The sequence below is a fragment of the Burkholderia sp. HI2500 genome (assembly GCF_002223055.1).
Lineage (GTDB): Bacteria > Pseudomonadota > Gammaproteobacteria > Burkholderiales > Burkholderiaceae > Burkholderia.
Genome location: NZ_NKFL01000007.1, coordinates 53,318 through 77,797, shown reverse-complemented (window position 1 = coordinate 77,797; position 24,480 = coordinate 53,318). Strand labels below are relative to the sequence as shown.

Genomic DNA, 24,480 nt, shown 5'->3' with positions numbered 1-24,480 from the left:
GCGCGCCGTCCGTCAGTCAGTCAGTCGTCGCGCTTCGTCACGAGCATGATCTTGTGCGCCAGTTCGCGCACGTCGACCGGCTTGCACAGATAGCCGTCGAAGCCGGCCTCGAGGGCGCGGCGCTCATCCGCCGGGCCCGCGTGCGCGGTGACGGCAAGCACGCGCAGGTTCCGCGTGTCGCCGTTGCCGTTGCCGTCGCCGTCGCCGTTGCCCGCACCGCGCCGAAGCGCGTCGAGCAGCCAGAAGCCGTCGCCGTCCGGCATCGCGAGATCGGACAGCACGACGGTGGGCTGCAGGCCGGCGGCCATCGCCAGCGCTTCGCGGCCCGACGACGCGACCGTGACGGCCGCGCCGAACGTCGTCAGCGCGGCGGTCAGGCTCGCGCGCGTCGTCGCATCGTCGTCGACGATCAGGATCCGCTGCGCGGCGAGCCCGAGCGGCGCGTGACGGTCGCCCGCCTGCGCGAGCCCCCACGCCATCGCGCCGGCCGGCTGCCAGCCGGCCGGCAGCCTCACCGTGAACGTCGAACCGAGATCGCGGCCCGCGCTTTCGGCCGTCACGGTGCCGCCGTGCAGCTCCGCGATATGCCGCACGATCGACAGCCCGAGACCGAGCCCGCGCCGCGACGACGCCGGCGAATCGTCCGCGCGACGGAACATGTCGAAGACGTACGGCACGAACTCGGGCGCGACCCCCTGCCCCGTATCGGCCACGGTCAATACCGCGTGCGTGCCGTTGCGCGCCAGCCCGACATGCACGCTGCCGCCGCCCGGCGTGAACTTCAGCGCGTTCGACACGAGGTTCGACAGCATCTGCCGCAACCGTTCGGCGTCGCCGGACACGATGAACGTGCTGGACCCGCAAGCGAATTCGAGCATGACGCCGGCCGACGACGCGGCCGTCTGGAACGTGCCGACCGAGTCGGAGAACAGCCGCGCGAGGTCGACCGGCGCCGCGTCGAGCCGCAGCTTGCCGGTCGCGAGCGACGACGCGTCGAGAATGTCGCCGACCATCCGCGTGAGCGAGCGCGCGCTGCGGTCGATCGCATCGATCGCCTGACGCTGCAGCGCCTGGTCGACCGAATGGCGCAATACCTCGACCCAACCGTAGATTACGTTCAGCGGCGTGCGCAGTTCGTGCGACACCGTGGCCAGCAACTCGTCCTTCAACCGGTTCGACGTATCGGCCTGGTCGCGCGCATCGCGCGCCCCCTGCAGCGACCGCTTCGCGCGCAGATCATGGCGGCGCCGCGCACCGGTCTCGTGCAGCGTCAGCGACAACGCAATTGTCGCGACCGCGTCGCCGCGCAACCGGCGCGCCGACACGGTCGCCCGAAACCGCCGGCCGTCGCGCCGGACGCACAGCAACTCGACGGGCCCGACCGCGTCGCTCAGGTTGTCGAACGATTCGGCGAGCGGGCCGCGCCGCAGCCAGCGCATCGCGACCAGGGACTCGAGCGAACGGCCGCGTGCGTCGTCTTCGTCATAGCCGAAAATCCGCTGCGCGGCCGGGTTCCAGCTGACGATGCGGCCATCGCCGTCGACGCCGACGATCGCGTCGGGCGACGCGTCGACGACCGCTTGCTGAAGACGCGACGCATCGACCCGCGCGCGGTCCGCGCTGGCGTCACGCACGATCATCACCGCGCCGTCGATGTGGCCGTCCACGTCACCGAGCGGCGACGCCACCTCGACGACCGGCACCGGATCGCCGCCCTCCGCCGCCTGCAGCCAGTGCCGGTCGGACGTCGCATGGGCGCCGCCGAGCGCGCGTTCGAGCGGGGTCGTCGGCACGCGGCGGCCCGCGTGGTCGACGATCCGCAGCACGTCGCGCGCGGGCCGCCCCGTCGCGTCTTCCGGCCTGCAGCCGACGAGCGCGGCCGCGGCCGCGTTGAGGTAGGTGACCCGCCCGTTCGCATCGGCCGCGATCACGCCGTGCGGCAGTGCCTGCAACACGGCTTCGAGCCGCTGCCGCGCGGCCACCTCGCGCCGGCGCGCACGATCGTTCGTGAGCCGCGTATGGCGCAGCATCGCCGCGAGCGCGCACACCAGCACGCCGACCAGCATGAACGTGCCGAGCTGCACGAGCCGATCGGGCAGCGGCTGCGTATAGGCCGCGGGATCCGAGAGGAACAACGTCCACACCAGTATGCCGCTGGCCACGGTCGACACGACGCCGAACAGGAACGACGTCGCCCATGCGGCGCCCGCAAGCAACGGGTAGTACAGCACGAACGGCAGGTTCACGCCGCCGAAACGGATCGCGAGCGACTGCAACACGGTCGCGATCGCGACCAGCATCGCTGCCATCACGTAATTGCCGGCGCGCGGTCGGGTCATTTCAATCATCGGACACGTTCCTGCCTCGAGTGGCCGGGCGCTCTCCCGGAAACGACGGCCGGGCACGATGCCTGCTCGCCCGGCTGGCCAACCACCCGGGAGATCATCTCGTGACGCATGACCCGACACGCTGGCTCGTCGTCTCGCCCCATCTGGACGACGCCGTCTTCAGTTGCGGACGCCTGCTTGCGGCAGCGCCCGGCTCGATCGTCGTCACCGTGTTCGCCGGCATTCCGCCGCGCGATGCGCCTGCGCCGCCATGGGATCGCCGCGCAGGCTTCCAGCGCGCCGACGAAGCCGTGCGCGCGCGCCGCGACGAAGACCGACGCGCGCTCGCACGGCTCGACGCGCGGCCGGTCTGGCTCGACTTTCTCGACGATCAATACGGCACGCCCGCCGCATCGGCCGCGATTGCCGCGCGCGTGGCGCGGGAAATCGACGCACACGCCGGGTTCGGCGTCCTCGCGCCGGCAGGCCTGTTCCACCGCGATCATCTGCAAGTGCAGCAGGCCGCGCTGTCGCTGCTGGAGCGCGCACGCGCGTCGCACGACGCGGCGCGCGCGTGGCGCTTCTACGAGGACGTCCCGTACCGCCGGATCGCGGGGCTGATGGCCCGGCGCGTGAGCGACTGGCGCGAGCGCGGCTGGATCGCCCATCCGGCCGGCGCCCCGGCCTGCGACCGCGCGGAAGCCATCGCCGCGAAAGCCGCCGCAGTCGCCGCGTATGCGAGCCAGGTTGGGTTGTTCGATCCTCATATGCGCGCCGATCTCAAGGAACCCGAAACGTACTGGCGGCTCGAATGCGACGTCACGTTCGCGTAACCCCCGCGCGCCACGTTGCGCCGCCGCCCGAACCGCGCGTGACCGCCATCGTGCTGACGTTCAGACGACCGGCCGGGCTCGCGCACACGCTGGCCCGGCTCTCGTCGCTGCCCGACCGGCCCGCCATCGTCGTCGTCGACAACGCGGCGCAAGCCGACACCGCCGCGCTGATCCGCCACCGCTATCCGCACGTCGTACTCGTGCAGGCGCCCGCCAATCTCGGCGCGGCCGGCCGCAATCTCGGCGTGGCCGTCGCCCGCACGCGCCACGTCGCGTTCTGCGACGACGACACATGGTGGGCGCCCGGTTCGATCGAGCAAGCCGCGGACCTGCTCGACGCGTATCCGCACGTCGCGTCCGTCACCGCGCGCGTGCTCGTCGGCCCTGACCAGCGCGAAGACCCGACCTGCCGCCGGATGGCCGAAAGCCCGCTCGATGCGCCCGTCACGCTGCCCGGCCGCCCGATCCTCGGGTTGCTGGCCGGCGCGACGGCGTTCCGGCGCGACACGTTCATGCAGGCAGGCGGCTACCATCCGCGCTACTTTCTCGGTGGCGAGGAAGCGCTGCTCGCGCTCGACCTGTATCGCGCCGGCGGATGGCTCGTCTATGCGCCGCGCCTCACGGTCCACCATGACCCGTCGCCGCAGCGCGACGCGCGCACGCGCGCCCGCGTCACCGCCCGCAACGCGGTATGGACTGCCTGGCTCAGGTGGCCGGCCCCGGCCGCGCTGCGGCAGACCGTGCGGCTGCTGCCGCGCCTGTGGCGCGACCGCATGCTCGCGCGCACGTTCGCGGGCCTGGCGTGGATCCTGCGTGAGCGCCGTACGATCCCGCCGCACGTGGAACGCATGCGCCGCCAGCTTGAACGCGATGCGCGTCGGGATGCGTGCCACGGAGCATGAGCGCGGCGGCACCATCAGGAATCCGGTTTTCCCGCATCGTCGTCCAGTTGCGCGAGCCGGTTGTAGATCGTTTTCAGGCTGACGTCGAGCACCTCGGCCGCCTGCGCCTTCACGCCCCCGCATTGCGCGATCGTGCCGAGGATCAGCTTGCGGTCGACTTCCTCGAGCGGCGTGCCGAACGGCACGGTGACGCGATCGTCATGCGAATCGACCATGCTCGACAACTCGTCCATGATCGGCGGCGGCAGCGTATCGATCAGGTCCGTATCGCTGAAGATGCTCGCGCGCTGCACGAAGTTGCGCAGCTCGCGCACGTTGCCGGGCCACGCATAGGTCTTCAGCGCGTCGCGCGCGGCGGGCGAGAAACGCAATGAACGGCCGTTTTCCTCGTTGTAGCGCTGCAGGAACGCATCGGCGAGCATCGGGATGTCGTCGCCGCGCTCGCGCAGCGACGGCAGCGGAATCGGGAACACGTTGATCCGGTGGAACAGGTCGGGCCGCAGCTTGCCGTCGGCCATCGCGGCTTCCGGGTCGCGGTTGGTCGCCGCGACGATGCGCACGTCGACATCGATCTCGCGCGTCGAGCCGAGCCGCGTGAGGCGCCCGGTCTCGAGCACGCGCAGCAGCTTGACCTGCGACTCGAGCGGCATCTCGGTGATCTCGTCGAGAAACAGCGTGCCGCCGTCCGCGCGTTCGAAGAAGCCCTTGTGCTGGCGCTCCGCGCCGGTGAAGCTGCCGCGGTCGTGACCGAACATCTCGCTCTCGACGAGGTTCGCGGCAATCGCGCCGCAGTTCACCGCGAGGAACGGGCCGCGGCGGCGCAGGCTCAGGTCGTGCACCGTCTGCGCGGCCAGCTCCTTGCCGGTGCCCGATTCGCCCGTCAGCAGGACCGATGCCTCGGTGCGCGCGACCCGGCCGATCGCGTCGTAGACGGCCTGCATCGCGGGCGAGCTGCCGAGCATGCGGCCGAAACGGCCGAGGCGCTGCAGTTCCGAACGCAGTTCGGCAATCTCTTCATGCAGCGCGGTGGTGCGCGGCACGCGCGCGAAGATGCTGTTCAGCCGCTGCATGTTGAGCGGCTTCACCAGGTAGTCGGTCGCGCCGCGCCGCAGTGCATCGATCGCGGTTTCGAGGCTCGCGTGGCCAGTGGTCAGCACCATTTCACAGTGCGCACGCTTCGGCAACGCATCGAACAGATCCATCCCGTTGCCGTCCGGCAGCACGAGATCGCACAGCACGAGATCGGGGGGATGCGTCGACACGAGCGTGCGCGCTTCCTCGAGCGTCGCGGCCGTATCGCACGACAGCTGCTGGGTGCGGGCGAGCGTCGCGAGCATGGTGCGTGTATCGGCATCGTCTTCGACGATCAGGACGTAGGGCATCGAGGCTCCTCTTGAAGCGGCCCGACCCGTGCATGGCCGGAACCGCGACGGACGCGCAGCGCACTGTCTCCACCTCGTTTCGTGGCGGTATGCGCCGCGCTGCTGTGCATGATCGGAAGGACAAGCGTTCCTGCGCGGGATACGACGCTTAGCAGTATAGAAGAATGGTGTCGTGCATTCCCCGCCTATCGAATAAATCTATCCGGCCGCGCGGCCCGCATTGCAGATTCAATGTCTCACCGTCGGTATAAAAGGTATTCTCGGTATAGGAAAACGGTGACGCATGCCACGTCATTTTTTCACCTGGTCTCGACGCATTCGGTCAAATCTTCCCATTCGATATCACACCATGTCGAAATCCGTCGATGACGGCACGCGGCTCTTCGGCCGCTCGCGTACGATCCAGACCCTGTTGCTGAAGGTGTCACGCGTGGCCGCGACACGCGTCGGCGTGCTGATCGTCGGCGAAAGCGGCGCGGGCAAGGACATCGTCGCGCGGCTCCTGCACGACCTGAGCCCACGCCGCCGCGGGCCGTTCGTTCCCGTCAATTGCGGCGCGATTCCTCACGACATTGCGGAATCGCACCTGTTCGGTCACGAGAAAGGCAGTTTCACCGGCGCCGTGGCCCAGCACGTCGGCATGTTCGAGGCCGCGCGCGGCGGCACGCTGTTTCTCGACGAGATCGCCGAAATGCCGGCCGAGCTGCAGGTCAAGCTGCTGCGCACGCTCGAGTCGAACACGATCGTGCGGGTCGGCGGCCAAGAATCGATCCCGCTCGACGTGCGGATCGTCGCCGCCACCCATCACGACCCGGTCGAGGCCGTGCGCAGCGGGCGGCTGCGCGAGGACCTGTTCTACCGGATCGCGACGGTCGCGCTGCACGTGCCCGCGCTCAGGCAGCGCGAGGACGACGTCGACGATATCGCGCTGCAGATCGTCGAGCGGCTGAATGCGCGGCACCGCACGAGAAAGCGGCTGTCCCTCCAGGCGATGAAGGCGTTGCGCGCCTACACGTGGCCCGGTAACGTGCGCGAGCTGCGCAACACGCTCGAGCGCGCGTTCATCCTCGCCGACGAGCAGATCGAGCTGCAGTTGCCGCGCCGTGCGCCGCCGCGCGACGAATGTCGTCACAATGCGATCACGCTGCATATCGGCACGACGCTCGCGCACACGCAGCAGCGCTTCATCGTCGCGTCGCTGCGGCATTTCAACGGCGACAAGCCGCGCACCGCAAAAGCGCTCGGCATCAGCCTGAAGACGCTGTACAACCGGCTCGCGCTCCTGCCCGAACATGAACGGGAGGCGTTTCGCGGAACCGGCACGTCGAACGTGCCGAACGTGCCGAACCCACCCGACGCACCGACGCCCTGAGCCCGCGCGGCACGCGTGCGACTCACGTCGCGACGTCGTGCAACGCCGCGTCCCAGTCGCGCACGAACCGCTCGATGCCGAAGCGCTCGCACGCGTCGCGTCGCGCGGCGGCGCCCCACTCGCGTGCGAGATCGGGATCGCGGATCAGCATGCGCATCGCATCGATCAGCACGGCCGGCCGCGTATCGGCCATGCCGTTGCGGCCGCTCCGGATGAGCAGCGCCATCTCGGTCGTCGCGAGCGCGACGATCGGCATCCCGATCATCATCGCCTCGATCACCGCGAGCCCGAGGCTCGTATAGCGGATCGGATTGAAGAAGAACCGGTAGTGCGACAGGAAGTGCGGCAGCGCCGGGTTCGGCACCTCGCCGATCCCGCCCAGCTCGGCCGAGCCCATCCCGACCAGTTCGAGCGGCACGCTGTGACGCGCGGCCTCGAACAGGTCGGCGCCCAGGCGACGCCCCCGGCGCGCCAGGTTGTTCACGACCGTCACGCCTTTCGGCAACGTCCCGTGATACGCGACGTGGTCGGGCATCAGCACGCCATGCTCGATCACCCGCGTCGGCGTCACGCCGTTGTCCCACATCAGCGCGTTGAACGGCGTCACGTGCACTAGCAGCACGTTCGGATCCTGCACCGGATGCAGCGTATCGGTCGGATGCCCGCGCGGCGGATCGTGCTCGACGAACAGGGTCGGCAACGCACGCTGGTCGTCGCTCAGCAGCCGCAGGCGGTCGTGCTCGTAATGCTTCTGATGCTGGTACAGCACGCAGTCGAATGCGGTGTCGCGCACGCACTCCGCCGGCACCTCGTGCACGTTGTCACCCCATGGCAGGTGCCCGACGCGGCCCGCATAGCCAGGCGGATCGTGCGGCTTCGTCACGATGAAGAACTCGTGCGGCGCCTGCGACAGGTAATACAGGTAATTGCCATGCACGTGCCAGGTCAGCACGCGCAGCCGCTTACGTGACATGACGCCTCTCCTCCGCCAGCAGTTCGCCCGCCTGCTCGATCACGTCGCCGACGCCGATCGCCATCGCGCATTCGTGCCCATACGGGCAGGTGTCGAACATGCACGGCCGGCACGCCGGATAGTTCGCGAGGACGCGGTGACGCGCGCTGTCGAGCGGCGCCCAGCGGCCCGTGTCGCTGCCGCACGCGACGACCACGCTCGGCGTGCCGAGCGCCGCCGCGACGTGCGACACGCCCGTGTCGTTGCACAGCACCAGCCGTGCGCGTCCGATCAGCGCGGCAAGCGCGCCGAGCGGCGTGCGGCCGCACAGGTTCACGCAGGGCCGCGCGAGATGCTCGGCGAACGCACCGGCCAGCGCCAGTTCCGCGCGCGTGCCGGTCAACACGATCTGCCAGCCGTCGTCGGCGAGCTGCCGTGCGGCAAGCGCGAAGCGGTCGACCGGCCAGCGCCGCGACGCCATCCGCGCACCGGGATGCACGATCACGTAGCGCCCCGGATCGAGCGCATGCTCGTCGCACAGCACGTGCCACAACGCGTAATCGAGGCCGCCGAGCGGGAATTCGAGGTAGTCGCCCCATTCCGCATAGCCGAGCACGCGCATCAGCGCCAGGTAACGCGTGACTTCAGGCTCGTCGTCCCGCCACGCGAGCGCGTGGTCGAGCCGGGTCGCGCCACCGTCGGCCGGCACGAAGCCGGCCGTGCGCGTGGCCCCGAGCGACGCGACGATCGCGTTGGTGGTCGTGCCGCTGCCGTGCAGCTGGATCGCGAGGTCGAAATCCCGCGCGCGGCACTCGGCGATGAACGCTTCACGGGCGGCTGCGTCGGGCACCGGTTGTTCGCCGAGCCCCGGCGCACCGGGAAACGCGATGAAACCGTCGAGGTAGTCCGAGAAGCGCGACGCAAACTCGCGCGCCCACGGCAGCCCGATCAGCGTGATCCGCGCGTCGGGTTCGCCGCGCCGCAGCGCGCGCAACGCGGGCACCGCGCACAGCATGTCGCCGAGCTGCAGCGCACGGAACACCGCGATGCGCGCCGGGCGCCGCACACGCTCGAAATCGGCAGGTTCGGTCGTCATAGGAACAAGACCCGGAAATGAAGCGCGCCGCGCATGCGCCAGTACAGCGACACGGGCGGAATCGCGATGGACGTGACGATCATCTCGGCCACGTGCGACGGCGTGAGCCGCGTGCCGCGCAAGCGCTTCACGCAGAACGCCGCCGTCAACACGGCCCAGGCCGCCGCGCATGCCACGCCCGGCGCCGGCCACCCGGCCGCGAAGCACACGAGCGCGCCGAGCGCGGCGAGCACCGCCGCGTAGTAATGCCACGGCGGCACCGGCCGGATATGGCGGCGGTAGGTCGCACGGTGCTTCTTGTACAGCAGCGCGTCGAAATAGACCTTCGACTGCTGGCCAATGCTCGCGCCCCAGCGCGCGGGGCGGACCGGATGCACGATGCACGCCGCATCGGCGTCGACGATCGGCCCCGCGTGTTCGCGCAACGCGAACATCAGGTCCGCGTCCTCGCGCCAGGCGCGGGTGAAGCGTTCGTCGAAGCCGCCGACCCGTTCGAGCGCCACGCGCCGCACGAAACAGTTCGCGGTCGCGAATTCCGCATGCGCGAGGCCGGCCGCGTCGCGCTCGTAGTCGGTCGGGTGCGGCCGCAACGGCACGTCGATGCGGCCCGCGGCGGCGGACGCGGTCGGCTCGGCCAGCAACGCGGCCGTGCCGTGGCGCAGCCACGCCGGATCGGGAATCGTGTCGTCGTCGGTGAACGCGATCAACGCGCCGCACGCGCTGCGCCAGCCGACGTTGCGCGCACCGGCCGGCCCCTGCGTGGCTGGCGCGGTCATGTAGCGGATCACCGGCACGTCGGTCACGCGCGCACGGCACCGCTCGACGACCGGCCGCGCGCTGCCGGCGGCGTCGTCGTCGACCACGATGATCTCGTAGGCCGTCGGGTCGAACACCTGCACGCACAGCGCGTCGAGGCAGCGTTCGAGCAGGTCGGGCCGCCGGTAGGTCGGCACGACGACCGACACGATCGGCGGCCGTTGCGTGTCGCGCGCGTTCATCTCGGTTTCTCCAGCAGGAACGAACCGATCACGAGTGCGTCGAGCGGCGACGTCCAGAAGCATTCGAGCGCGTCGCGCGGCGTGCAGACGATCGGCTCGCCGCGGGTATTGAACGACGTGTTGACGAGCACCGGCACGCCGGTGAGCGCGTCGAACTCGGTCAGCAACGCGTGCAGCAGCGGATGCTGCGCTTCGTCGACGGTCTGCACGCGCGCGGTGCCGTCGATATGGCGCACGGCCGGAATCGTCGCCTCCGCGCCGGGCGCGACGTCGTACACGAACAGCATGAACGGCGCGCGCAGCGGCGTGCGCCGTCCGCCGCGGAACCAGTGATGCGCCTTGCTTTCGAGCACGACCGGCGCGACCGGCCGAAAGTCCTCGCGATCCTTGATCTTGTTGAGCTTGCGCTGCATGTCCGGGTCGGTCGGCGACGCGAGGATCGAGCGTGCGCCGAGCGCGCGCGGGCCGAACTCCATGCGCCCCTGGAACCAGCCGATCACGCGGTTCGCCGCGAGCAGCGCGGCCGTTTGCGCGGCGACGTCGGCCAGCCGCCGGTACGGCAGCTGGGCGTCCTTCAGGAACGCCTCGATCGCGTCGTCACCGTATGACGGCCCGAGATACGCATGATCCATCCGCCATGCGCCGCGCTCGCCGCGCATCCGGAAGTCGGTCCACAGCGCCGCGCCGAGCGCGGTGCCGGCGTCACCGGCGGCGGGCTGCACCCACACGTCGTCGAACGGGCCGCGATCGCGGATCTTCGCGTTCATCACGCAGTTCAGCGCGACGCCGCCCGCCATCGCGAGCTGCCGCTCGCCGGTGCCGGCGGCCAGCCAGTCGACCGCCTGCAACGCCGTTTCTTCCAGCACGCGCTGCAACGCATGCGCGATGTCGCAGTGATGCGGCTCGATCGGGCCGCCGCGTTCGCGCGGCGGGCCGAACAGCGCGACGAGATCGCCGTCGAGGATCGCGTAGCGTCCGTCGCCGTCGTAGCGCACCAGCTTGCGCATCGCGTCGGCGAACACCGGCTTGCCGTACGACGCGAGCGCCATCACCTTGTACTCGTCGGACGAGTGCAGGAAGCCGAGGTAGCGCGTCACGCGTTCGTACAGCAACCCGAGCGAATGCGGCAGGTTGACCTGGCCGAGCCGCCGGTACGACCGGCCGTCGAACGCGCCGTAGCTCGTCGTCGCACGCTCGCCGCGCCCGTCCATCGTCATCACCGCGCAGCGCGCGAAAGGCGCCGCGAGAAACGCGCTTGCCTCGTGCGCGAGATGGTGCTCGACGAAATGCCAGCGGAACGGCCCGTCGTGCGTGACACCGCGAAAACGCCGCTGCAGGTGGTGCGGCGCACCGCCCGCGAGCTGGCGCGGCGCGTTCACGATCGACGACAGGAACAGCGGATGCCATGGCGACGCGCCGCCGTTGCGCGGCGCGTGGGCCGACGGCGAAAGCGGCAAGGTCAGCGACGGCTCGGCCGTGTCGCGATCGAGCTCGAACCACGGGTCGTACGAATACGCGACGTGGTCGACGTTCGCGAGCACGATGCCGGCCTCCGCGAGACAGTAGTCGATCGCATGGTAGGGCAGCTCCCAGGTCGAGAACGGTACCGGGCGCTTCGCATGCTTCACGTGCGTGAAGCGTTCGTCCTCGGCGGCCGCGATCACGATGCCGTCGCGCACGAGGCACGCGGCACTGTCGTGAAAGGCGGCGTTGATGCCGAGCGTATGGATCGGTTCGGGCATGCGTCAGCTCCTCGTGATGGCGGGCGAGAACGGAATCACGTTCGACGGGCTCGCGTCGACCGGTCCGTCACCGTGCAGGGCGGCCCGCACGGCCGCCCGCCGCGCATGGCGCATGCGACCGCGCAGCAGCGCGTGCACGGCGGCGACGGCATCGTCGACGCTCACCGCGCGCAGGCACGGATGGCCGGGTTGGTCGCACACGCTGCGGTAGCAGTTGCGGCATGGCACGTCGACGTTCAGCACCCGGTGCGGCACCCGCCAGGGCGTGTGCTGCGGATTGGTCAGCGCATAGAGATCGACCACCGGCGTGCCGAGCGCGGCCGCGAGATGCACCGGGCCGGAATTGTTCGACAGCAGCAGGTCGGCCGTCTCGATCAGCGCGCCGAGTTCACCGAGCGACAGCGCGCCCGCCAACGGCACCGCGCGCGGGCCCGCGCGGGCGCACACCGTGTCGACCAGCGAGCGCTCGCTCTCGCTACCCGTCACCGCGATGCCATCGAACAGCGGCGCGACGCTCGCGGCCACCTCGCCGAAGCGCTCGGCCGGCCAGCGACGCGACGCCGCGCTCGCGCCCGGATGCACGACGAGCCAGCGCCCCGATGGCGCGCCCGGCCGGCGCGGGCCGCCGATGCACTGCAACGTGGCCTGCAACCGCGCGCTCACCGCACGCCGCGCCGCGTCGCCCGGCTCGAACGCCATCCGCCAGTTCGACGTCGTGGCGCCGATCGCGCGCACGAGCGCCAGCTGCCGCGCCACCTCGTGCCGCACGTGCGACTCCGGTTCGCTTTCCGGCACGCGGTCGGTCAGCAGTTCATACGGGTTCTCGCGGCAATGCGCGAGCCGCAGCGGAATGCCCGCCAGCCAGCACATCATCGCGGCGGGCAGCGGGTTCTGACTGTAGACGGTAAAGACCGCGGCCGCATCGAAACGGCCGGCCAGCAGCCGGTCGATCATGTCGAGATCGGCAACCGGATCGCCGCGCACGTCGGGGTGCTTGACCCACGGCGCATCGTAGGTCCACACGTCGTCGACCATCGGCAGGTGCGCCGCCAGCGCGGCGCCCGTGCGTGACGTCAGCAGCGTGAGCCGGCGACCCTCGCCGCTTTCCTTCAGCGCGCGCAACGCGGGCGTCGTCATCAGCACGTCGCCGACGCTGTCGAGCCGCACGCACAGGATGCGTCGCGCGCGACGCCACGCGGCGTTCATCGCCGCCCCCACGTGCCGTGCCGCCGCACGGCTTCGCGCGCGACGATGTCGGCCGCGAGGTCGACGCGATCGACGACGTGGTGCGGCGATCGCGAGGCGTCGGTGCGCCATTCGGTCTCGTGCCCGCAGTCGACGAGGATCGTGCGGCAACGCGCGGCGCGCCCGGCCGCGACGTCGTCGAGGATGTCGCCGATCATCCAGCTCCATTCGGGAACGACGCCCAGCATGGCCAGCGCGCGACGCAACATGCCGGGGCGCGGCTTGCGGCACACGCAGTCAACCGTATAGGCCGGCACGCTGCCGCGCGGGTGATGCGGGCAGTAAAAAAAATCCGTCAGCGTCGCGCCGTTTGCTTCGAACAGTTCGGCGAGACGCCGACGGACCACGCCAAGCTCGTTTTCGGTAAAGCGGCCGAGCGCGACGCCCGGCTGGTTCGAGACGACCACGATCGGCATGCCGGTCGCGCCGAGCGTGCGCAGCGCACGTGCCGCGCCCGGTGCGAGGCGCATGCGCGCCGGATCGACGTTGTAGGGCACGTCGTCGAGCAACGTGCCGTCCTTGTCGATCAGCACGGCCCCGGGCAGCCCCCTTTCGCGCGTCAAGGCCATGACGTCTCCTTCATCGGCAGCACCATCACTTCCGGCACCACCGTGCCGGGCGGCTGCATCAGCACGAAGCGCACGGCGGCCGCGACGTTCTCGGCCGGCTGCAGCGTGTCCGCGTCGATGTCCGGGAAGCGGTCGAGCAGGAACGGCGTGCGCATCCCGCCCGCGACGATCGCCGACACGCTCACGCCGGCCGGCCGCAGTTCGGCATGCAGCGCATGCGACAGGCCGAGCAGCCCCCACTTCGTCGCGTGATAGGCGGACGCATTCGGCCATGCGCGCTTCGACGCGGTCGACGCGATGTTGACGATATGCCCGGTGCCGCGCGCCTTCATCATCGGCACCGCGGCGTGGCACATCAGGTAAGGGCCGAGCAGGTTCGTCATCAGCACCTGCCGCCATGCGTCCACGCTCACGTCGTCGATCGGCGCGGTCACGTCGATCGCCGCGTTGTTGACGACCACGTCGAGATCGCCGAGCGCTTCCCGCGCGTCGTGCACGACCTGCAGCACGGACGCCTCGTCGCGCACGTCGAGCGGCCGGCCGACCGCCTGCCCGCCGTGCCGTTCGAGCCGCTGCGCGACGGCGGCCGCGCGGTCGCCGTCGAGATCGGCGACCACCACGTGCGCACCGTGCCGCGCCAGGTCTTCGCAAATGGCTTCGCCGAGGCCGCGGCCGCCGCCGGTCACCAGCACGACGCGGCCGGCGAGCGGCGCTTGGGGCGAATCGTGTTTGACGTCGTTCACCTGCACCTCCTTGCGAACGTCCGGACGCATCCGGACTGGCTGTGACGCTTGTCGCGACAAACGTCGGTGCAGGAGGTACAGCGAGAACCGTGCCGGCTTGCCTGCATCCGTGCCGCCTCGCGCGCCGGCACGCCATCGCTGGCTTTTTTATAAGTTGCTGTAAAAACCGCCCCGGCCGGCCGCGCTCAGATCGCCAGCGCGTCCGGCGTCGCCTGCGCGCGGCGCTTCGCGAGCGCAAGCAGGCAGTGCGCGATGCAGCCCGCGAATGCCTCGTCGAACCACGGTTGCGCGCCCGACACGCCGACCACGATCCCGCCGAGCGCGACCCCGCCCCACAGGTTCGTATCGCCCGCGCGCAGCCGGTACGGCTCCAGCGCCTGCACGACGTGGCCGTCGCGGCCCGTTTCCCACGACAGCCGCGCCTTCGCGCGCGCATACGCACGGTAGTCGGCGTCCCAGTCCTTCGGGTCGGGCAACGAGAACTCGTACAGGATCGCGTCCTCGAACGCCGCGTCGTGAGGCCCGAGCGCGGGATCCATGATCACGATGTGCAGGCAGCCGCTGTCGCCGACGAAGTCGCTCTGCAGCGCGGCCGACAGGCTCGGCAGCAGCAGTTCGACCGCGGCGACCGCGGTCGGGCGGTCGACAAACGCGCTACCGGCGCGGCGGCCGGTCAGCGCTTCGGGTGGCGGATTCGACATGGGTTTCTCCAGAGGAAAAGGCGCGTGCGCGCAACGTCGCGATCAGGTCGTCCGTTGCCGCGGGCTGGGTCAGGTAAGCGTGGAAACCGGCCTCGACCGCGCGCGTGCGGTCGCGCTCGCGCGCGTGGCCGGACAGCGCCACGCCCTCGAGCGGCGCGCAGCCTTCCCGATCGCGCGCGGCGTCGATCTGGCGAATGACGCGCCGCTGGTCACGCATCCGCCGGCGCGTAAACATGCGCCGTGCAGACCGCATCGATCGCGAACGTGACGAAGCCGCCGCCGTACTTGCCGATGACGATGACGATCACGAACATCGCCCGGGCGGCGTATCGTCGGTTCCCGTCGTCATGCGTGCGGGGGGCGGTTCGGGGCGCGCCGGTTCATGCACGAGCGCTCAGTGGTGCGGTTTGCGCTCGCGGTCGCGACCGACGGTGCCCGGCTCGGGATCGAGCACGGCAGGCTGCGTCGGCGTCACGGTCCGCTGGTCGGGATGCAGCACCATCCCCGAATCGTGCTCGCCCTCATCACGGCGAACCCGCACGCGATTCTCGACGTCGCGCACGCCCATGCAGCCGTCGGCCAGGTCCTCGATGCCATGCTTCATCCATCGCGCCGGCACCGTGCCGTCCAGTTCGACGCGGCCGTCCTGCACCTGCACCGTGACGTCGCTCACGTCGATGTCGAGCGCATGCGCGAGCCGCTCGCACACATCTTCGCGGATCCGCTCGTCCGATCGCGTATAGCCTTTCGGCCCGCGACGATTGCGCAGCGCGTCGCGTTCGGCGTCGCTGCCGAACCGCGACAAGTCGGGGGCGTCGCCGCGGTAGCGCGGATCGTCGCGCGGATCGCCATAGGCGCGGTCGCGGTCGTATTCGCCCATCCGGTGATGCCCGCGAAACGCCGGGGGAACGCCGCGGTACGGGCCTTCCCTGTACTGGCTTTCCCCCCAGTCACGACCCTGCGCGCGATAGTCGCGCTCGCCGTAGCCGGGATCGGGTTCGCGCGCCGGCTGGCGCGGGAAATCGCGCTGCCAGCCCGCATCGGCCCCGCCGCGCCGCTGGCCGACCGGCCGCGCCGCGCGTTCACTCCATTCGCTGCCCCAGTCTTCCGGACCGACGTCCTCGCTCGCGAAGCGGCGGTAAGCCGACTCGTCGCCCGCTTCCGGCCATCGCGCCGGATCGTCCGGGATGCCGCGCTCGCCGGCGCCTCGGGTCGCGCGTTCGTTGCGCTCCTGCCAGTCGGGCGGGCCACCGCGTTCGCCGTGCCGTCCGGGATATCGTCGTTGCATCGTGTCCCTCCTTGAGCGCGCCTGCGCCGTGCACGGCCCCATGCCGGGTCACGGCGCGCGTCGGTCAGGTCGAATGCAAGTCGCGTGCCGCTGTCGTGGCCGATGGAAGACCGACACGCATCGCGACGTCGATCGGCTGCCGGACGCGAGAATCTGCAATGCGATTGCAGTTTTTGCGTGCCGGGCGTCACGGCGTGCCGTCATCGCCCGTTTCGTCCCGGTCATCCGGCTCCGTCGTGCGGCCGGGCTCGCTCAGCCGCTCGGTGCGGTCCGGCTTGATGTCCATGTCTTCGTCGAGCGTCGAATCGCCGTCCGCCGACGCGCGCTCACCGGTGCCCGCACGGTCCGTATCGCTGTCGAGCGACGCATCGCCGCGTTCGAGCGCGTGATCGTCGAGCGGCGAATCGACGTCGAACGGATGACGGCGCGCGCCGGCCGTGTCGCTGCCGCTGTCGGACGAGTCGCTCGGCCCCAGTGCGCGGCCGTCGCGGCCGCGGCTGGCATTGTCGTCGTCCTGGCCGGACGGTTCGTTGTCGGGGTTCAGCGTGCTGTTCATGTCGTTCTCCTTGCGAGGCTCGTGGCCGCGTGCAATCGGCGTGCCGTGCCGCGCACCGGAACCGATTGCGCGCCGCCGGAATGGCGATCGGCACAACCGATGCGCACCCATTGATCAGCCGAATTGAGTTCCCTTATGCTTTTGGGATGCCAATCCCCTAAGCTTTCGGGGTGCCAATCCGATCCGTACCGCCGCCGCCGGCCGGCCCGACGGCGGCCGGGCGGCGCTTGCCCGCCCGTCTTCGACAAGCCGCTCCGATGATGAAAGACGACCTCAATCCTCGCTCGCCTCCCCCGCCGCTCGGGCAATCCGACGCGCGCGACCTGCTGCACCGCTTCGCCGAGTTCCGGTTCCAGACGGTCGTCGAGTCGATCACCGACTACGCGGTGTTCATGCTCGACCCGTACGGCAACGTCGCGACCTGGAACGCGGGGGCCGCGCGCATCAAGGGCTATCGCGCCGCGGAGATCGTCGGCCACCACTTCTCGCGCTTCTATCCGCCCGACGCGATCGCGGCCGGCCGGCCGTCGCTCGGGCTCGCCGAAGCGGCCGCCAACGGCCATTTCGAGGACGAAGGCTGGCGCGTGCGCAAGGACGGCTCGCAGTTCTGGGCGAACGTGACGATCACGCCCGTGCACGATCACTCGAACCAGCTCTGCGGCTTCATCAAGATCACGCGCGACATGACCGAGCGCAAGCGGCTCGAGGAGCTCGAAGCGTCGACGCACCGGCTCAGCGTGTTCATCGCGATGCTCGCGCACGAGCTGCGCAACCATCTCGCGCCGTTGCGCCATTCGGTCGGCGTGCTCCAGAGCCTGGCCAACCCGGCGCCCGCGCTCGCGCAGTGCCGCGACGCCGTGCATCGTCAGGTCACGCAACTGACGCGGCTCGTCGACGACCTGCTCGACGTCGGGCGCATCACCGCCGGCAAGCTCGAGCTGAACGACCGGCCGATTACCGTGCGCGACATCGTGTGCCGCGGCGTCGAAAGCATCCAGCCGAAGCTGGCCGCGCGCGGGCAGCACATCCACGTCGATCTGCCGGCCGATGCCGTGCCGCTGCACGGCGACGACGCGCGGCTCGTCCAGGTGCTGCACAACCTGCTCGACAATGCGTCGAAGTTCTCGCCGCTCGGCGGACGCATCGACGTCGGCGCCACACTCGAGGGGCCGGTCGTCGCGATCCGCGTGACCGATCGTGGCGTCGGCATCGCGCACGACGCGCTCGAAACCATCTTCGACCTGTTCGAGCAGGAAAGCGGGGCGGGCCGGCGGCCGACCGACGGCTTCGGGCTCGGTCTCGCGATCTGCCGGACGTTCGTCGAACTGCACGGCGGGCGCATCTCGGCCGAAAGCGACGGGCCCGGTCACGGCGCGACGTTTACGGTGCGGCTGCCGATCGACCGCATGGCGCGCGCGACCCGCGGCGACGTGCGCGGGCCGGTCAAGTCCGCGCAGACGGACACGACGCCGCTCCGTATCGTCATCGTCGACGACAATCGCGATTCGGCCGACACGCTCGCCGTGCTGCTGCAGGTGAAGGGGCACGCGCCGCGCGTCGCCTACAACGCGCACGACGCCGTGGCGCTCGCCCGCGACTACGCCCCGCAGCTGATGATCCTCGACCTCACGATGCCCGACGTCGACGGCTTCACGCTCCTGCACGAACTGCGCACGATCGACGCGCTGCGCGACACGACCTGCGTTGCGCTGTCGGGACATGCCAGCGCGGCGGACCTGGAGCGCACCGCACGCGCAGGCTTCGACGAGCATCTCGTGAAGCCCGTCGAAATAGCCGTGCTCGACGCGCTGCTGCAGCGCGTCGCACGCCGGGTTCGCCGCACGCCGTGACCGCCGTGCTCACGTGCTCAAGCCACCGCGCGACACATCGCCGCGCATGCTTCACACGCGAGCGCGCAGCGGCGGCAATGATCGTGTGCATGCCGCTGGCATTCCGCCGCACACAAGTCGCATGCCTGCGCGCACAGCGCGCAGACGCTGGGCGTGAGCACGCTGCGGCGCGCCATCGCGCCCGACGCGAAGCGGCACAGCTGCGCGCATTCGATGTCGAGCGCGATGCAGTCGGCCAGCGCCTGCGCGTCGCGTTCGGCGAGGCACGCGGCCGTGCAGGCATCGCAGGCGTGGGCGCACGCGTCGCAAGCGGCCATGCAGTTGTCGTAGGGATCGTTCATCGCAGTCCTCCCGGTTTCGGTTGGCATCGTCATGGCGTCAGCTTCACCTTCATCCAGCCCGGCTCGCGCGTGTCGAACGCGCGATAGGCATCGATCGCATTCGTCAGCGGCTCGCAACGCGTGAGCACCGACAGCGGGTCGAATGCGCCGCTGCGCACCAGCTCGACGAGCGGCGGCGTCACCGTTCGGTGATTGCAGTTGCCCATCTTGATCGTCAGGTTGCGGTTCATCGCATCGCCGACCGGGAACACGCGCGACGCCGGCGGATACACGCCGATCACCGCCACCGTGCCGGCTTTCGCGACCGCGCGCACCGCCCATTGCAGCACCTGCGACGGCCCGTCGCCCGGCACCCAGTTGCGGCCGTCCGGCTTGCGGTGCGGCGCGATCGCGTCGACTTCCGCATCGAATGCATGCGCCGCGTCGCGATCGGCCGCGGCCGGCCCATGCGTCGCGCGCATCGCGTCGACGCCCACCGCGTCGATCACGCGATCGACGCCGATTCCGCCCGTCAGCCGCAGCACCGTCTCGACCGGATCGTCCTCCGCGAAATCGACGATCTCCGCGCCTTGCGCGCACGCCATCTCGAGGCGCGACGCCACGCGGTCGATTGCGATCACGCGCCCGGCGCCCATCAGCTTCGCGCTCGCGATCGCGAACTGGCCGACCGGCCCCGCGCCGAACACGGCGACCGTATCGCCCGCGCGCACTTCCGCGAGCTGCGCGCCGAAATAGCCGGTGGGAAAAATGTCCGACATCAGGATCGCGCGATCGTCGTCGATGTCATCCGGCAGCCGAACCAGGCTCGCATGCGCAAGCGGCGTGCGCGCGTACTCGGCCTGCAGCCCGTTGAACGCGCCGCTCGCGGCCGGACCGCCGAAGAACGCGGTACCCGCACGCGGGCCGCCCGGGTTCGCGACGTCGCATTGCGCGGTGTAGCCCGCGCGGCAGTACGCGCAACTGCCGCATGCGATCGTCGACGGAATCAGCACACGGTCGCCGCGCCGCAGGTTGCGCACGTCGCGCCCGACCGTCTCGACGATACCGACGCCCTCGTGGCCGAGGATCGTGCCCGGCTTCATCCCGCCGAGGGTGCCCCGCACCATGTGCAGGTCGGTGCCGCAAATCGCGCTGGCCGTCAGGCGCACGACCGCGTCGGTCGCGTCGGTGACTTCGGGATCGGGCACCGTGTCGATGCGAATGTCGCCGATACCGTGAAATACGACTGCTTTCATCTCAGGCCCTCCTTGTTCGAACGTTCTCGGAACTACCGAGAAAACAATCGAGCAAGGAATGAGCCCTGACGGGCCTGGCCTGAATGCTCTCCGCGGTGCGGAGAGCATTCATCGGTCACGGTGCGAAGGGTGTCGCTGAGGCACGACGGACGCGCCGCGCCGCGCGGCCATCTTCGGCTCTCGGCCACGTCGATTGCCGGGCCCTTCCTGTCGGGCCCGTGGCTGGCAAGCCTTATGGAGCGTTATCCCGAAGCGACCATCGACATGACCGTCACGGACGAAGCATTCGACGTCGTCGCGCGCGGATTCAATGCCGGGATCCGGCTGGGACAGGTCATCGAGAAGGACATGATCGCCGTGCCGCTGGGCGGCGAGCAACGCGAACGCCCCCGCAATGGTCGTCAGGTATCGACGCGCGTCAGGTCGTGCCACGCGAAGACGATGATGACGGTGGATTCAACCCGTCGATGCAACAGCTTGATGAAATCGCTCAGCCGGTGTATCGAAGTAAAGGGTTTTTCGCGGACGCTCATTGAGCCGCTCCGCCCAGCACACCCGGCGCCCGCCACTGCTCGCTCAGAACTTATGCCGCACCCCGACCCGAAGCGAAACCTGCTTGTCCGTCGCGGACGGTGTCAATCCGGTGATCTGCGCAACCGCCGGCTGCCCGAGCGAGTCCGTCCCGCTCGCCTTCTCGAACACGGCAACCGTATAAACGTCGGTACGCTTCGACAGGAAATAATCGACACCCGCGCTGAACAGGTTGTAGTTCGCGCCGCCCTTGCCGCCGGCACCGCCGTTTCTCGTGTAGTCGTAGGCGATGCCGGCTTGCAACGACGGCGTAAACTGGTATTTCGCGTTGATCTCGACGTTGTTGAACGCCGCGGTGCCCGCGTAACGCAGCGCATTCGGCCCCGACGCGGAGCCCAGCCCCTCGAAGCGCGTATTCGAATACGCGAGATTGACGCTGAGGGCGGCCAGCGTCACGCCCGCTCCGACGCCGGCGATTTCGAGCCGGTTCGCCGACGCATAGCCGGCGAACACGGGGTTGTTCTCCGGCGCACTCGCGTTGCCGGCGCTGCCGAGGTTGTTGCTTGTCGCCGGGCCGGCATTCGGATTCGCGCCGAAGAACGACGTGTTGGGGTTGCGGACGTTCAGGTAGCCCGCGCCGATCGAAAACGGCCCCGCCGCGTACGACGCGCCGGCGCCCCAGATCCAGTTGGTCGAGAACGACCCGGCGGTGCCGCCGAGATTCATCAATGCTTCGACCGTCAGCCCGCGGTAGCTGGCACTGCGGAACTTGATCGAATTGTTGATGCGTCGCGTGTTCAACGCGTTGTCGAGGTCGCCCGGATGCGAGGTCATGTAGCCGCCCCACTGCGGCGCGGCGAGGAACGGCCCGTAAAAGTCAACGACAGGATCGTACTGGCGCCCGAGCGTGACCGTGCCGACCGGATGGCCCAGGCCGATATACGCCTGCCGCCCGAACATCGCACCGCCCTGGTTCAGCACGCCGTTATTGCTGTAGAAACCGCTCTCCAGCACGAACAGTGCCTTGAGACCGCCGCCGAGATCCTCGCTGCCCTTGAGCCCCCAGCGGCTCCCCTGCAGGCCGGCCGATCCGCCTTCGATCATCGCGATCTGACGACCACCGACCGGGCCGGCCGCCGTTCGCGCCGTTTGCACATTGCTGGTGTAATTGATGCCGCTGTCGATGATCCCGTACAACGTCACGCTGCTTTGCGCCAGCGATATCGCCGGCATTGAATTCAGTACAACAAAGCAAAATGAAAGCTTCTTCATCAATCGATCTCCTCCTTCGGTTATATGTTCCGGCTCGTCGCCGGATTGCGCTTCATCGTGTCAATGGGTCTGGTTCACCACGTTCGACGGCGTGTCGGCGGCCGGCTGTTCGTGAACGCGAATGAAGAACGTCATCAGGAACGACACGACGAGCAGCGCCGCGAGAAACAGCAGCCCAGGGGTCGCGCTCTGCCCCGTTCCCTTGACGAAGCCGATCATGAACGGCCCGACGAAGCCGCCGAGGTTGCCGATCGAGTTGATCACCGCGATCGACACGGCCGCGGTCGAGCGGCTAAGAAACAGCGTCGGCAGCGCCCAGAACGGCGACTTGAACGCGTACAGGCCCGCGAGGCTCAGGCTGATCATCGCGATCGACACGTACGGGTTCGTCGACAGGCCCGCGCCGAGCAGCGCCGCGGCGGCCACCGCCAGCGGAATCGCCGAATGCAGGCGTCGTTCGCTGCGCCGGTCCGAACGACGCGACCACATGACCATCGCGATCGTCGCAACCACGTAGGGCACCGTCGCGATGAGCCCGATCTCGGTATGCGAGAGCCTCGACGAGAAGCCCTTGATGATCTGCGGCATCCAGTACCCGACGCCGAGGCTGCCGCACTGATACACGAAGTAGATGAACGACAGGTACAACACCTTCGGGTTCGTCATCGTCTTCAGCGAACCGAGATGCTGCGCACGCGGCCGCGCCTTGCGGTCGTTGTCGAGTTCGTTCAGCAGCCACGCGCGCTCCGCGGGCGTGAGCCACTTCGCGTCGCCCGGGCGGTCCGTCAGGTACAGGAAGCACAGGATCCCGCCGACCAGCGCGGGCGCGCCTTCGAGCACGAGCATCCAGCGCCAGCCACTCCACTGGAACCAGTGGACGTGATCCATGATCCACGTCGAAAGCGGCGCGCCGATGATGTACGACACCGGGATCGCGGCCGTAAACAGCGCGACGGTCGTCGCGAGTTCCTTCGCACGGAACCAGTAGGTCAGGTACACGATGATCCCGGGGAAGAAGCCCGCTTCCGCCACGCCGAGCAGGAACCGCAGCACGTAGAGCTGCGTCGCGTCCTGCACGAATGCGGAGATCACCGACACGACGCCCCACGTCACCAGGATCCGCGCGATCCATACGCGTGCGCCGAACTTGTTGAGCATCACGTTGCTGGGCACTTCGAACAGGAAATACCCGATGAAGAAGATGCCCGACGCGAAGCCGAACGCCTCGCTCGACAGCGCGAGCTCCTTGTTCATCTGCAACGCGGCATAGCCGATGTTCGCGCGGTCGAGATACGAAATGATGTAGAGGACGAACACGAACGGGATGATGCGCCACGCGATCTTGCGCACCAGCGCGCGTTCGTCGATAGGGGTTGCTTGATTCATGAATGTGCACCGGCGGACCTGCCGCCGGCTGTCTCCTGATGGGGCGGGAAGGATTACGCGCGGTGTCCGGAAAACACCATGCACACGGGGCTGCCCGACGCGACCGAGAAGCCGGTCGGCTTGAGGCGGCCCGTCGCGGCATCGATCGCGAACGCGACGATGCTGTCGCTGTCTTCGTTCAGCGCGTACATGAAGCGGCCGTCCGGCGTGCCGGTCATGAAGCGCGGCGTGCGGCCGCCGGCCGGTTCGGCCGCGACGAACGCGAGATGGCCGCTGGCCGGGTCGATGCGGAACACGGCGATGCTGTCGTCGCCGCGGTTCGATGCGTAGACGAAGCGCCCGGCCGGATCGACCTCGATCTCCGACGCGCGGCTGTTGCCGGTGTACGTGTCCGGCAGCGACGACACGATCTGCACGGGCGTCAGCGCACCGTTCGACGACGTGTACCGATAGGTCGTGACGGTCGAGTCGAGTTCGTTGACGACATACGCGAGCGCGCCGTTCGGATGAAACGCGACGTGACGCGGGCCGGCCGTCTCGCGCGTGACGACGAACGCCGGATCGGCCGGCGCGAGCCGCCCGTCCTTGAACCGGAACGAGAACACGCGGTCGAGCCCCTTGTCCGGCACGATCACGAATTGCCCGGTCGGGTCGAACGGGTTGAAGTGCGGCTTCGCCTGCTTCTGCTCGATGCGATGCGGGCCGATCGGGCCTTCGAGCGGAACGAGCTGCGCGACCTCCTGCAGCGTCCCGTCGACCGCGATCGGCAGCACCGCCAGGCTCGCGCCGATGTGGTTCGACACGACCACGTAGCGGCCGGTCGGGTCGATCGCGAGATGCACGGGGTTCTTGCCCTGCGTGCTCTGGCGGTTCAGGAACGTGAGCTGGCCGGTCGTCTTGTCGACCTTGAATGCGCTGATGTCGCTCAGGTCGCCGTGGACCGTGTACAGGTGTTCGCCATTCGCGCTCAACGCAAGGAACGACGGATTCACCAGATCCTTGACGAGCTGCACGCGCTCGAGCGCCCCCGTTCCGGTATCGACGCGATAGACGCTGATCCCGTCGCCGCGGGCGTTTCGTTCGCGCGTGGTGCGCGATCCGACATAAGCAAACATGGGTGTTTTTCCTTTCAAAGCCTTGTGTGATTCGTCTGCAGAAA

General features: G+C 69.3%; 22 protein-coding genes and 2 pseudogenes. 5 read left to right on the top strand and 19 right to left on the bottom strand.

The window, feature by feature from the left end; genetic code table 11:
* Positions 1-20: 20 nt before the first annotated feature.
* Positions 21-2,348 (bottom strand): hybrid sensor histidine kinase/response regulator, encoded by a 2,328-nt coding sequence (locus CFB45_RS32635; RefSeq protein ID WP_089429280.1) that lies wholly within the window; start codon positions 2,346-2,348, stop codon positions 21-23.
* Positions 2,349-2,449: 101 nt separating this feature from the next.
* Here CFB45_RS32635 and CFB45_RS32630 point away from each other — a divergent pair, with 101 nt between their 5' ends.
* Both CFB45_RS32630 and CFB45_RS32625 read left to right on the top strand, forming a co-directional pair.
* Positions 2,450-3,160, top strand: a complete 711-nt coding sequence (locus CFB45_RS32630; RefSeq protein ID WP_089429279.1) for a PIG-L family deacetylase — start codon at positions 2,450-2,452, stop codon at positions 3,158-3,160.
* Positions 3,139-4,062 carry a glycosyltransferase family 2 protein gene (locus CFB45_RS32625; RefSeq protein WP_089429278.1) on the top strand — a complete coding sequence of 308 codons (924 nt, stop codon included), beginning with the start codon at positions 3,139-3,141 and terminating at the stop codon, positions 4,060-4,062. Before CFB45_RS32630 ends, CFB45_RS32625 begins: the two co-directional genes overlap by 22 nt.
* Before the next feature lie 14 nt (positions 4,063-4,076).
* Here the strand turns inward: CFB45_RS32625 and CFB45_RS32620 are convergent, their stop codons facing one another.
* Positions 4,077-5,444 carry a sigma-54-dependent transcriptional regulator gene (locus CFB45_RS32620; RefSeq protein ID WP_089429277.1) on the bottom strand — a complete coding sequence of 456 codons (1,368 nt, stop codon included), beginning with the start codon at positions 5,442-5,444 and terminating at the stop codon, positions 4,077-4,079.
* A gap of 349 nt (positions 5,445-5,793) precedes the next feature.
* Between CFB45_RS32620 and CFB45_RS32615 the strand changes: the two genes are divergently transcribed.
* Complete coding sequence (locus CFB45_RS32615) at positions 5,794-6,816, top strand: sigma-54 interaction domain-containing protein (protein ID WP_256978456.1); 1,023 nt, start codon at positions 5,794-5,796, stop codon at positions 6,814-6,816.
* Between the two features lie 22 nt (positions 6,817-6,838).
* Here CFB45_RS32615 and CFB45_RS32610 read toward each other — a convergent pair whose 3' ends face one another.
* The 11 genes and pseudogenes from CFB45_RS32610 to CFB45_RS32560 form a co-directional block, all read right to left on the bottom strand.
* A complete protein-coding gene (locus tag CFB45_RS32610; protein WP_089429276.1) occupies positions 6,839-7,789 on the bottom strand; it encodes a glycosyltransferase in 951 nt (316 codons plus the stop codon).
* Positions 7,779-8,864 carry a glycosyltransferase family 9 protein gene (locus CFB45_RS32605; RefSeq protein ID WP_089429275.1) on the bottom strand — a complete coding sequence of 362 codons (1,086 nt, stop codon included), beginning with the start codon at positions 8,862-8,864 and terminating at the stop codon, positions 7,779-7,781. The genes CFB45_RS32610 and CFB45_RS32605 overlap by 11 nt, the downstream gene beginning before the upstream one ends.
* On the bottom strand, positions 8,861-9,862 hold the full coding sequence (locus CFB45_RS32600; RefSeq protein WP_089429274.1) for a glycosyltransferase family 2 protein: 1,002 nt from the start codon (positions 9,860-9,862) through the stop codon (positions 8,861-8,863). The genes CFB45_RS32605 and CFB45_RS32600 overlap by 4 nt, the downstream gene beginning before the upstream one ends.
* A complete protein-coding gene (locus CFB45_RS32595) occupies positions 9,859-11,604 on the bottom strand; it encodes a carbamoyltransferase family protein (RefSeq protein ID WP_089429273.1) in 1,746 nt (581 codons plus the stop codon). Before CFB45_RS32595 ends, CFB45_RS32600 begins: the two co-directional genes overlap by 4 nt.
* Before the next feature lie 3 nt (positions 11,605-11,607).
* Entirely contained in the window at positions 11,608-12,810 is a 1,203-nt protein-coding gene (locus CFB45_RS32590) for a glycosyltransferase family 9 protein (protein WP_089430079.1), read from the bottom strand.
* Complete coding sequence (locus tag CFB45_RS32585) at positions 12,807-13,418, bottom strand: D-glycero-alpha-D-manno-heptose-1,7-bisphosphate 7-phosphatase (protein ID WP_089429272.1); 612 nt, start codon at positions 13,416-13,418, stop codon at positions 12,807-12,809. Before CFB45_RS32585 ends, CFB45_RS32590 begins: the two co-directional genes overlap by 4 nt.
* On the bottom strand, positions 13,409-14,191 hold the full coding sequence (locus CFB45_RS32580) for an SDR family oxidoreductase (protein ID WP_089429271.1): 783 nt from the start codon (positions 14,189-14,191) through the stop codon (positions 13,409-13,411). The genes CFB45_RS32585 and CFB45_RS32580 overlap by 10 nt, the downstream gene beginning before the upstream one ends.
* 155 nt (positions 14,192-14,346) lie before the next feature.
* Positions 14,347-14,862, bottom strand: a complete 516-nt coding sequence (locus CFB45_RS32575; RefSeq protein ID WP_089429270.1) for a hypothetical protein — start codon at positions 14,860-14,862, stop codon at positions 14,347-14,349.
* A pseudogene (locus CFB45_RS32570) lies at positions 14,816-15,058 on the bottom strand (response regulator); the annotation flags it as partial. The pseudogene CFB45_RS32570 and the gene CFB45_RS32575, both read right to left, overlap by 47 nt.
* A gap of 198 nt (positions 15,059-15,256) precedes the next feature.
* A complete protein-coding gene (locus CFB45_RS32565; protein ID WP_089430078.1) occupies positions 15,257-16,150 on the bottom strand; it encodes a BON domain-containing protein in 894 nt (297 codons plus the stop codon).
* A gap of 187 nt (positions 16,151-16,337) precedes the next feature.
* Positions 16,338-16,706, bottom strand: coding sequence for a chemotaxis protein (locus CFB45_RS32560; protein WP_089430077.1), 369 nt, complete (start codon positions 16,704-16,706; stop codon positions 16,338-16,340).
* Positions 16,707-16,963: 257 nt separating this feature from the next.
* Here CFB45_RS32560 and CFB45_RS32555 point away from each other — a divergent pair, with 257 nt between their 5' ends.
* Positions 16,964-18,556, top strand: coding sequence for a PAS domain-containing hybrid sensor histidine kinase/response regulator (locus CFB45_RS32555; protein WP_089429269.1), 1,593 nt, complete (start codon positions 16,964-16,966; stop codon positions 18,554-18,556).
* Between the two features lie 17 nt (positions 18,557-18,573).
* Here the strand turns inward: CFB45_RS32555 and CFB45_RS32550 are convergent, their stop codons facing one another.
* Positions 18,574-18,897: a four-helix bundle copper-binding protein gene (locus CFB45_RS32550; protein WP_174971402.1), complete on the bottom strand. Its 324-nt coding sequence runs from the start codon at positions 18,895-18,897 to the stop codon at positions 18,574-18,576.
* A gap of 29 nt (positions 18,898-18,926) precedes the next feature.
* The gene (locus CFB45_RS32545) at positions 18,927-20,132 is read right to left on the bottom strand and encodes a zinc-dependent alcohol dehydrogenase (protein WP_089429268.1); all 1,206 of its coding nucleotides are present in this window, start codon (positions 20,130-20,132) and stop codon (positions 18,927-18,929) included.
* Positions 20,133-20,252: 120 nt separating this feature from the next.
* On the opposite strand from CFB45_RS32545, the pseudogene CFB45_RS32540 reads away from it, so the two are divergent.
* Positions 20,253-20,498: pseudogene (locus CFB45_RS32540) on the top strand (LysR substrate-binding domain-containing protein); the annotation flags it as partial.
* 35 nt (positions 20,499-20,533) lie between these two features.
* On the opposite strand, the gene CFB45_RS39665 reads toward CFB45_RS32540, so the two are convergent.
* The 4 genes from CFB45_RS39665 to CFB45_RS32525 are packed head-to-tail and all read right to left on the bottom strand — an operon-like array spanning position 20,534 to position 24,436.
* Complete coding sequence (locus CFB45_RS39665; protein ID WP_256978526.1) at positions 20,534-20,665, bottom strand: hypothetical protein; 132 nt, start codon at positions 20,663-20,665, stop codon at positions 20,534-20,536.
* A 43-nt stretch (positions 20,666-20,708) separates the two neighbouring features.
* Positions 20,709-21,935, bottom strand: coding sequence for a porin (locus CFB45_RS32535; protein WP_089429267.1), 1,227 nt, complete (start codon positions 21,933-21,935; stop codon positions 20,709-20,711).
* Between the two features lie 60 nt (positions 21,936-21,995).
* Positions 21,996-23,321 (bottom strand): MFS transporter, encoded by a 1,326-nt coding sequence (locus tag CFB45_RS32530; RefSeq protein WP_089429266.1) that lies wholly within the window; start codon positions 23,319-23,321, stop codon positions 21,996-21,998.
* A gap of 53 nt (positions 23,322-23,374) precedes the next feature.
* On the bottom strand, positions 23,375-24,436 hold the full coding sequence (locus tag CFB45_RS32525) for a lactonase family protein (protein WP_089430075.1): 1,062 nt from the start codon (positions 24,434-24,436) through the stop codon (positions 23,375-23,377).
* Positions 24,437-24,480 lie beyond the last annotated feature (44 nt).

Coding starts and splice junctions, on each gene's coding strand:
- CFB45_RS32635 (WP_089429280.1), bottom strand. CDS start 2,348: ATGATTGAAATGACCCGACCGCGCGCCGGCAATTACGTGATGGCAGCG.
- CFB45_RS32625 (WP_089429278.1), top strand. CDS start 3,139: ATGCGACGTCACGTTCGCGTAACCCCCGCGCGCCACGTTGCGCCGCCG.
- CFB45_RS32620 (WP_089429277.1), bottom strand. CDS start 5,444: ATGCCCTACGTCCTGATCGTCGAAGACGATGCCGATACACGCACCATG.
- CFB45_RS32615 (WP_256978456.1), top strand. CDS start 5,794: ATGTCGAAATCCGTCGATGACGGCACGCGGCTCTTCGGCCGCTCGCGT.
- CFB45_RS32610 (WP_089429276.1), bottom strand. CDS start 7,789: ATGTCACGTAAGCGGCTGCGCGTGCTGACCTGGCACGTGCATGGCAAT.
- CFB45_RS32605 (WP_089429275.1), bottom strand. CDS start 8,864: ATGACGACCGAACCTGCCGATTTCGAGCGTGTGCGGCGCCCGGCGCGC.
- CFB45_RS32600 (WP_089429274.1), bottom strand. CDS start 9,862: ATGAACGCGCGCGACACGCAACGGCCGCCGATCGTGTCGGTCGTCGTG.
- CFB45_RS32595 (WP_089429273.1), bottom strand. CDS start 11,604: ATGCCCGAACCGATCCATACGCTCGGCATCAACGCCGCCTTTCACGAC.
- CFB45_RS32590 (WP_089430079.1), bottom strand. CDS start 12,810: ATGAACGCCGCGTGGCGTCGCGCGCGACGCATCCTGTGCGTGCGGCTC.
- CFB45_RS32585 (WP_089429272.1), bottom strand. CDS start 13,418: ATGGCCTTGACGCGCGAAAGGGGGCTGCCCGGGGCCGTGCTGATCGAC.
- CFB45_RS32580 (WP_089429271.1), bottom strand. CDS start 14,191: ATGCGTCCGGACGTTCGCAAGGAGGTGCAGGTGAACGACGTCAAACAC.
- CFB45_RS32575 (WP_089429270.1), bottom strand. CDS start 14,862: ATGTCGAATCCGCCACCCGAAGCGCTGACCGGCCGCCGCGCCGGTAGC.
- CFB45_RS32565 (WP_089430078.1), bottom strand. CDS start 16,150: ATGCAACGACGATATCCCGGACGGCACGGCGAACGCGGTGGCCCGCCC.
- CFB45_RS32560 (WP_089430077.1), bottom strand. CDS start 16,706: ATGAACAGCACGCTGAACCCCGACAACGAACCGTCCGGCCAGGACGAC.
- CFB45_RS32555 (WP_089429269.1), top strand. CDS start 16,964: ATGATGAAAGACGACCTCAATCCTCGCTCGCCTCCCCCGCCGCTCGGG.
- CFB45_RS32550 (WP_174971402.1), bottom strand. CDS start 18,897: ATGAACGATCCCTACGACAACTGCATGGCCGCTTGCGACGCGTGCGCC.
- CFB45_RS32545 (WP_089429268.1), bottom strand. CDS start 20,132: ATGAAAGCAGTCGTATTTCACGGTATCGGCGACATTCGCATCGACACG.
- CFB45_RS39665 (WP_256978526.1), bottom strand. CDS start 20,665: ATGAGCGTCCGCGAAAAACCCTTTACTTCGATACACCGGCTGAGCGAT.
- CFB45_RS32535 (WP_089429267.1), bottom strand. CDS start 21,935: ATGAAGAAGCTTTCATTTTGCTTTGTTGTACTGAATTCAATGCCGGCG.
- CFB45_RS32530 (WP_089429266.1), bottom strand. CDS start 23,321: ATGAATCAAGCAACCCCTATCGACGAACGCGCGCTGGTGCGCAAGATC.
- CFB45_RS32525 (WP_089430075.1), bottom strand. CDS start 24,436: ATGTTTGCTTATGTCGGATCGCGCACCACGCGCGAACGAAACGCCCGC.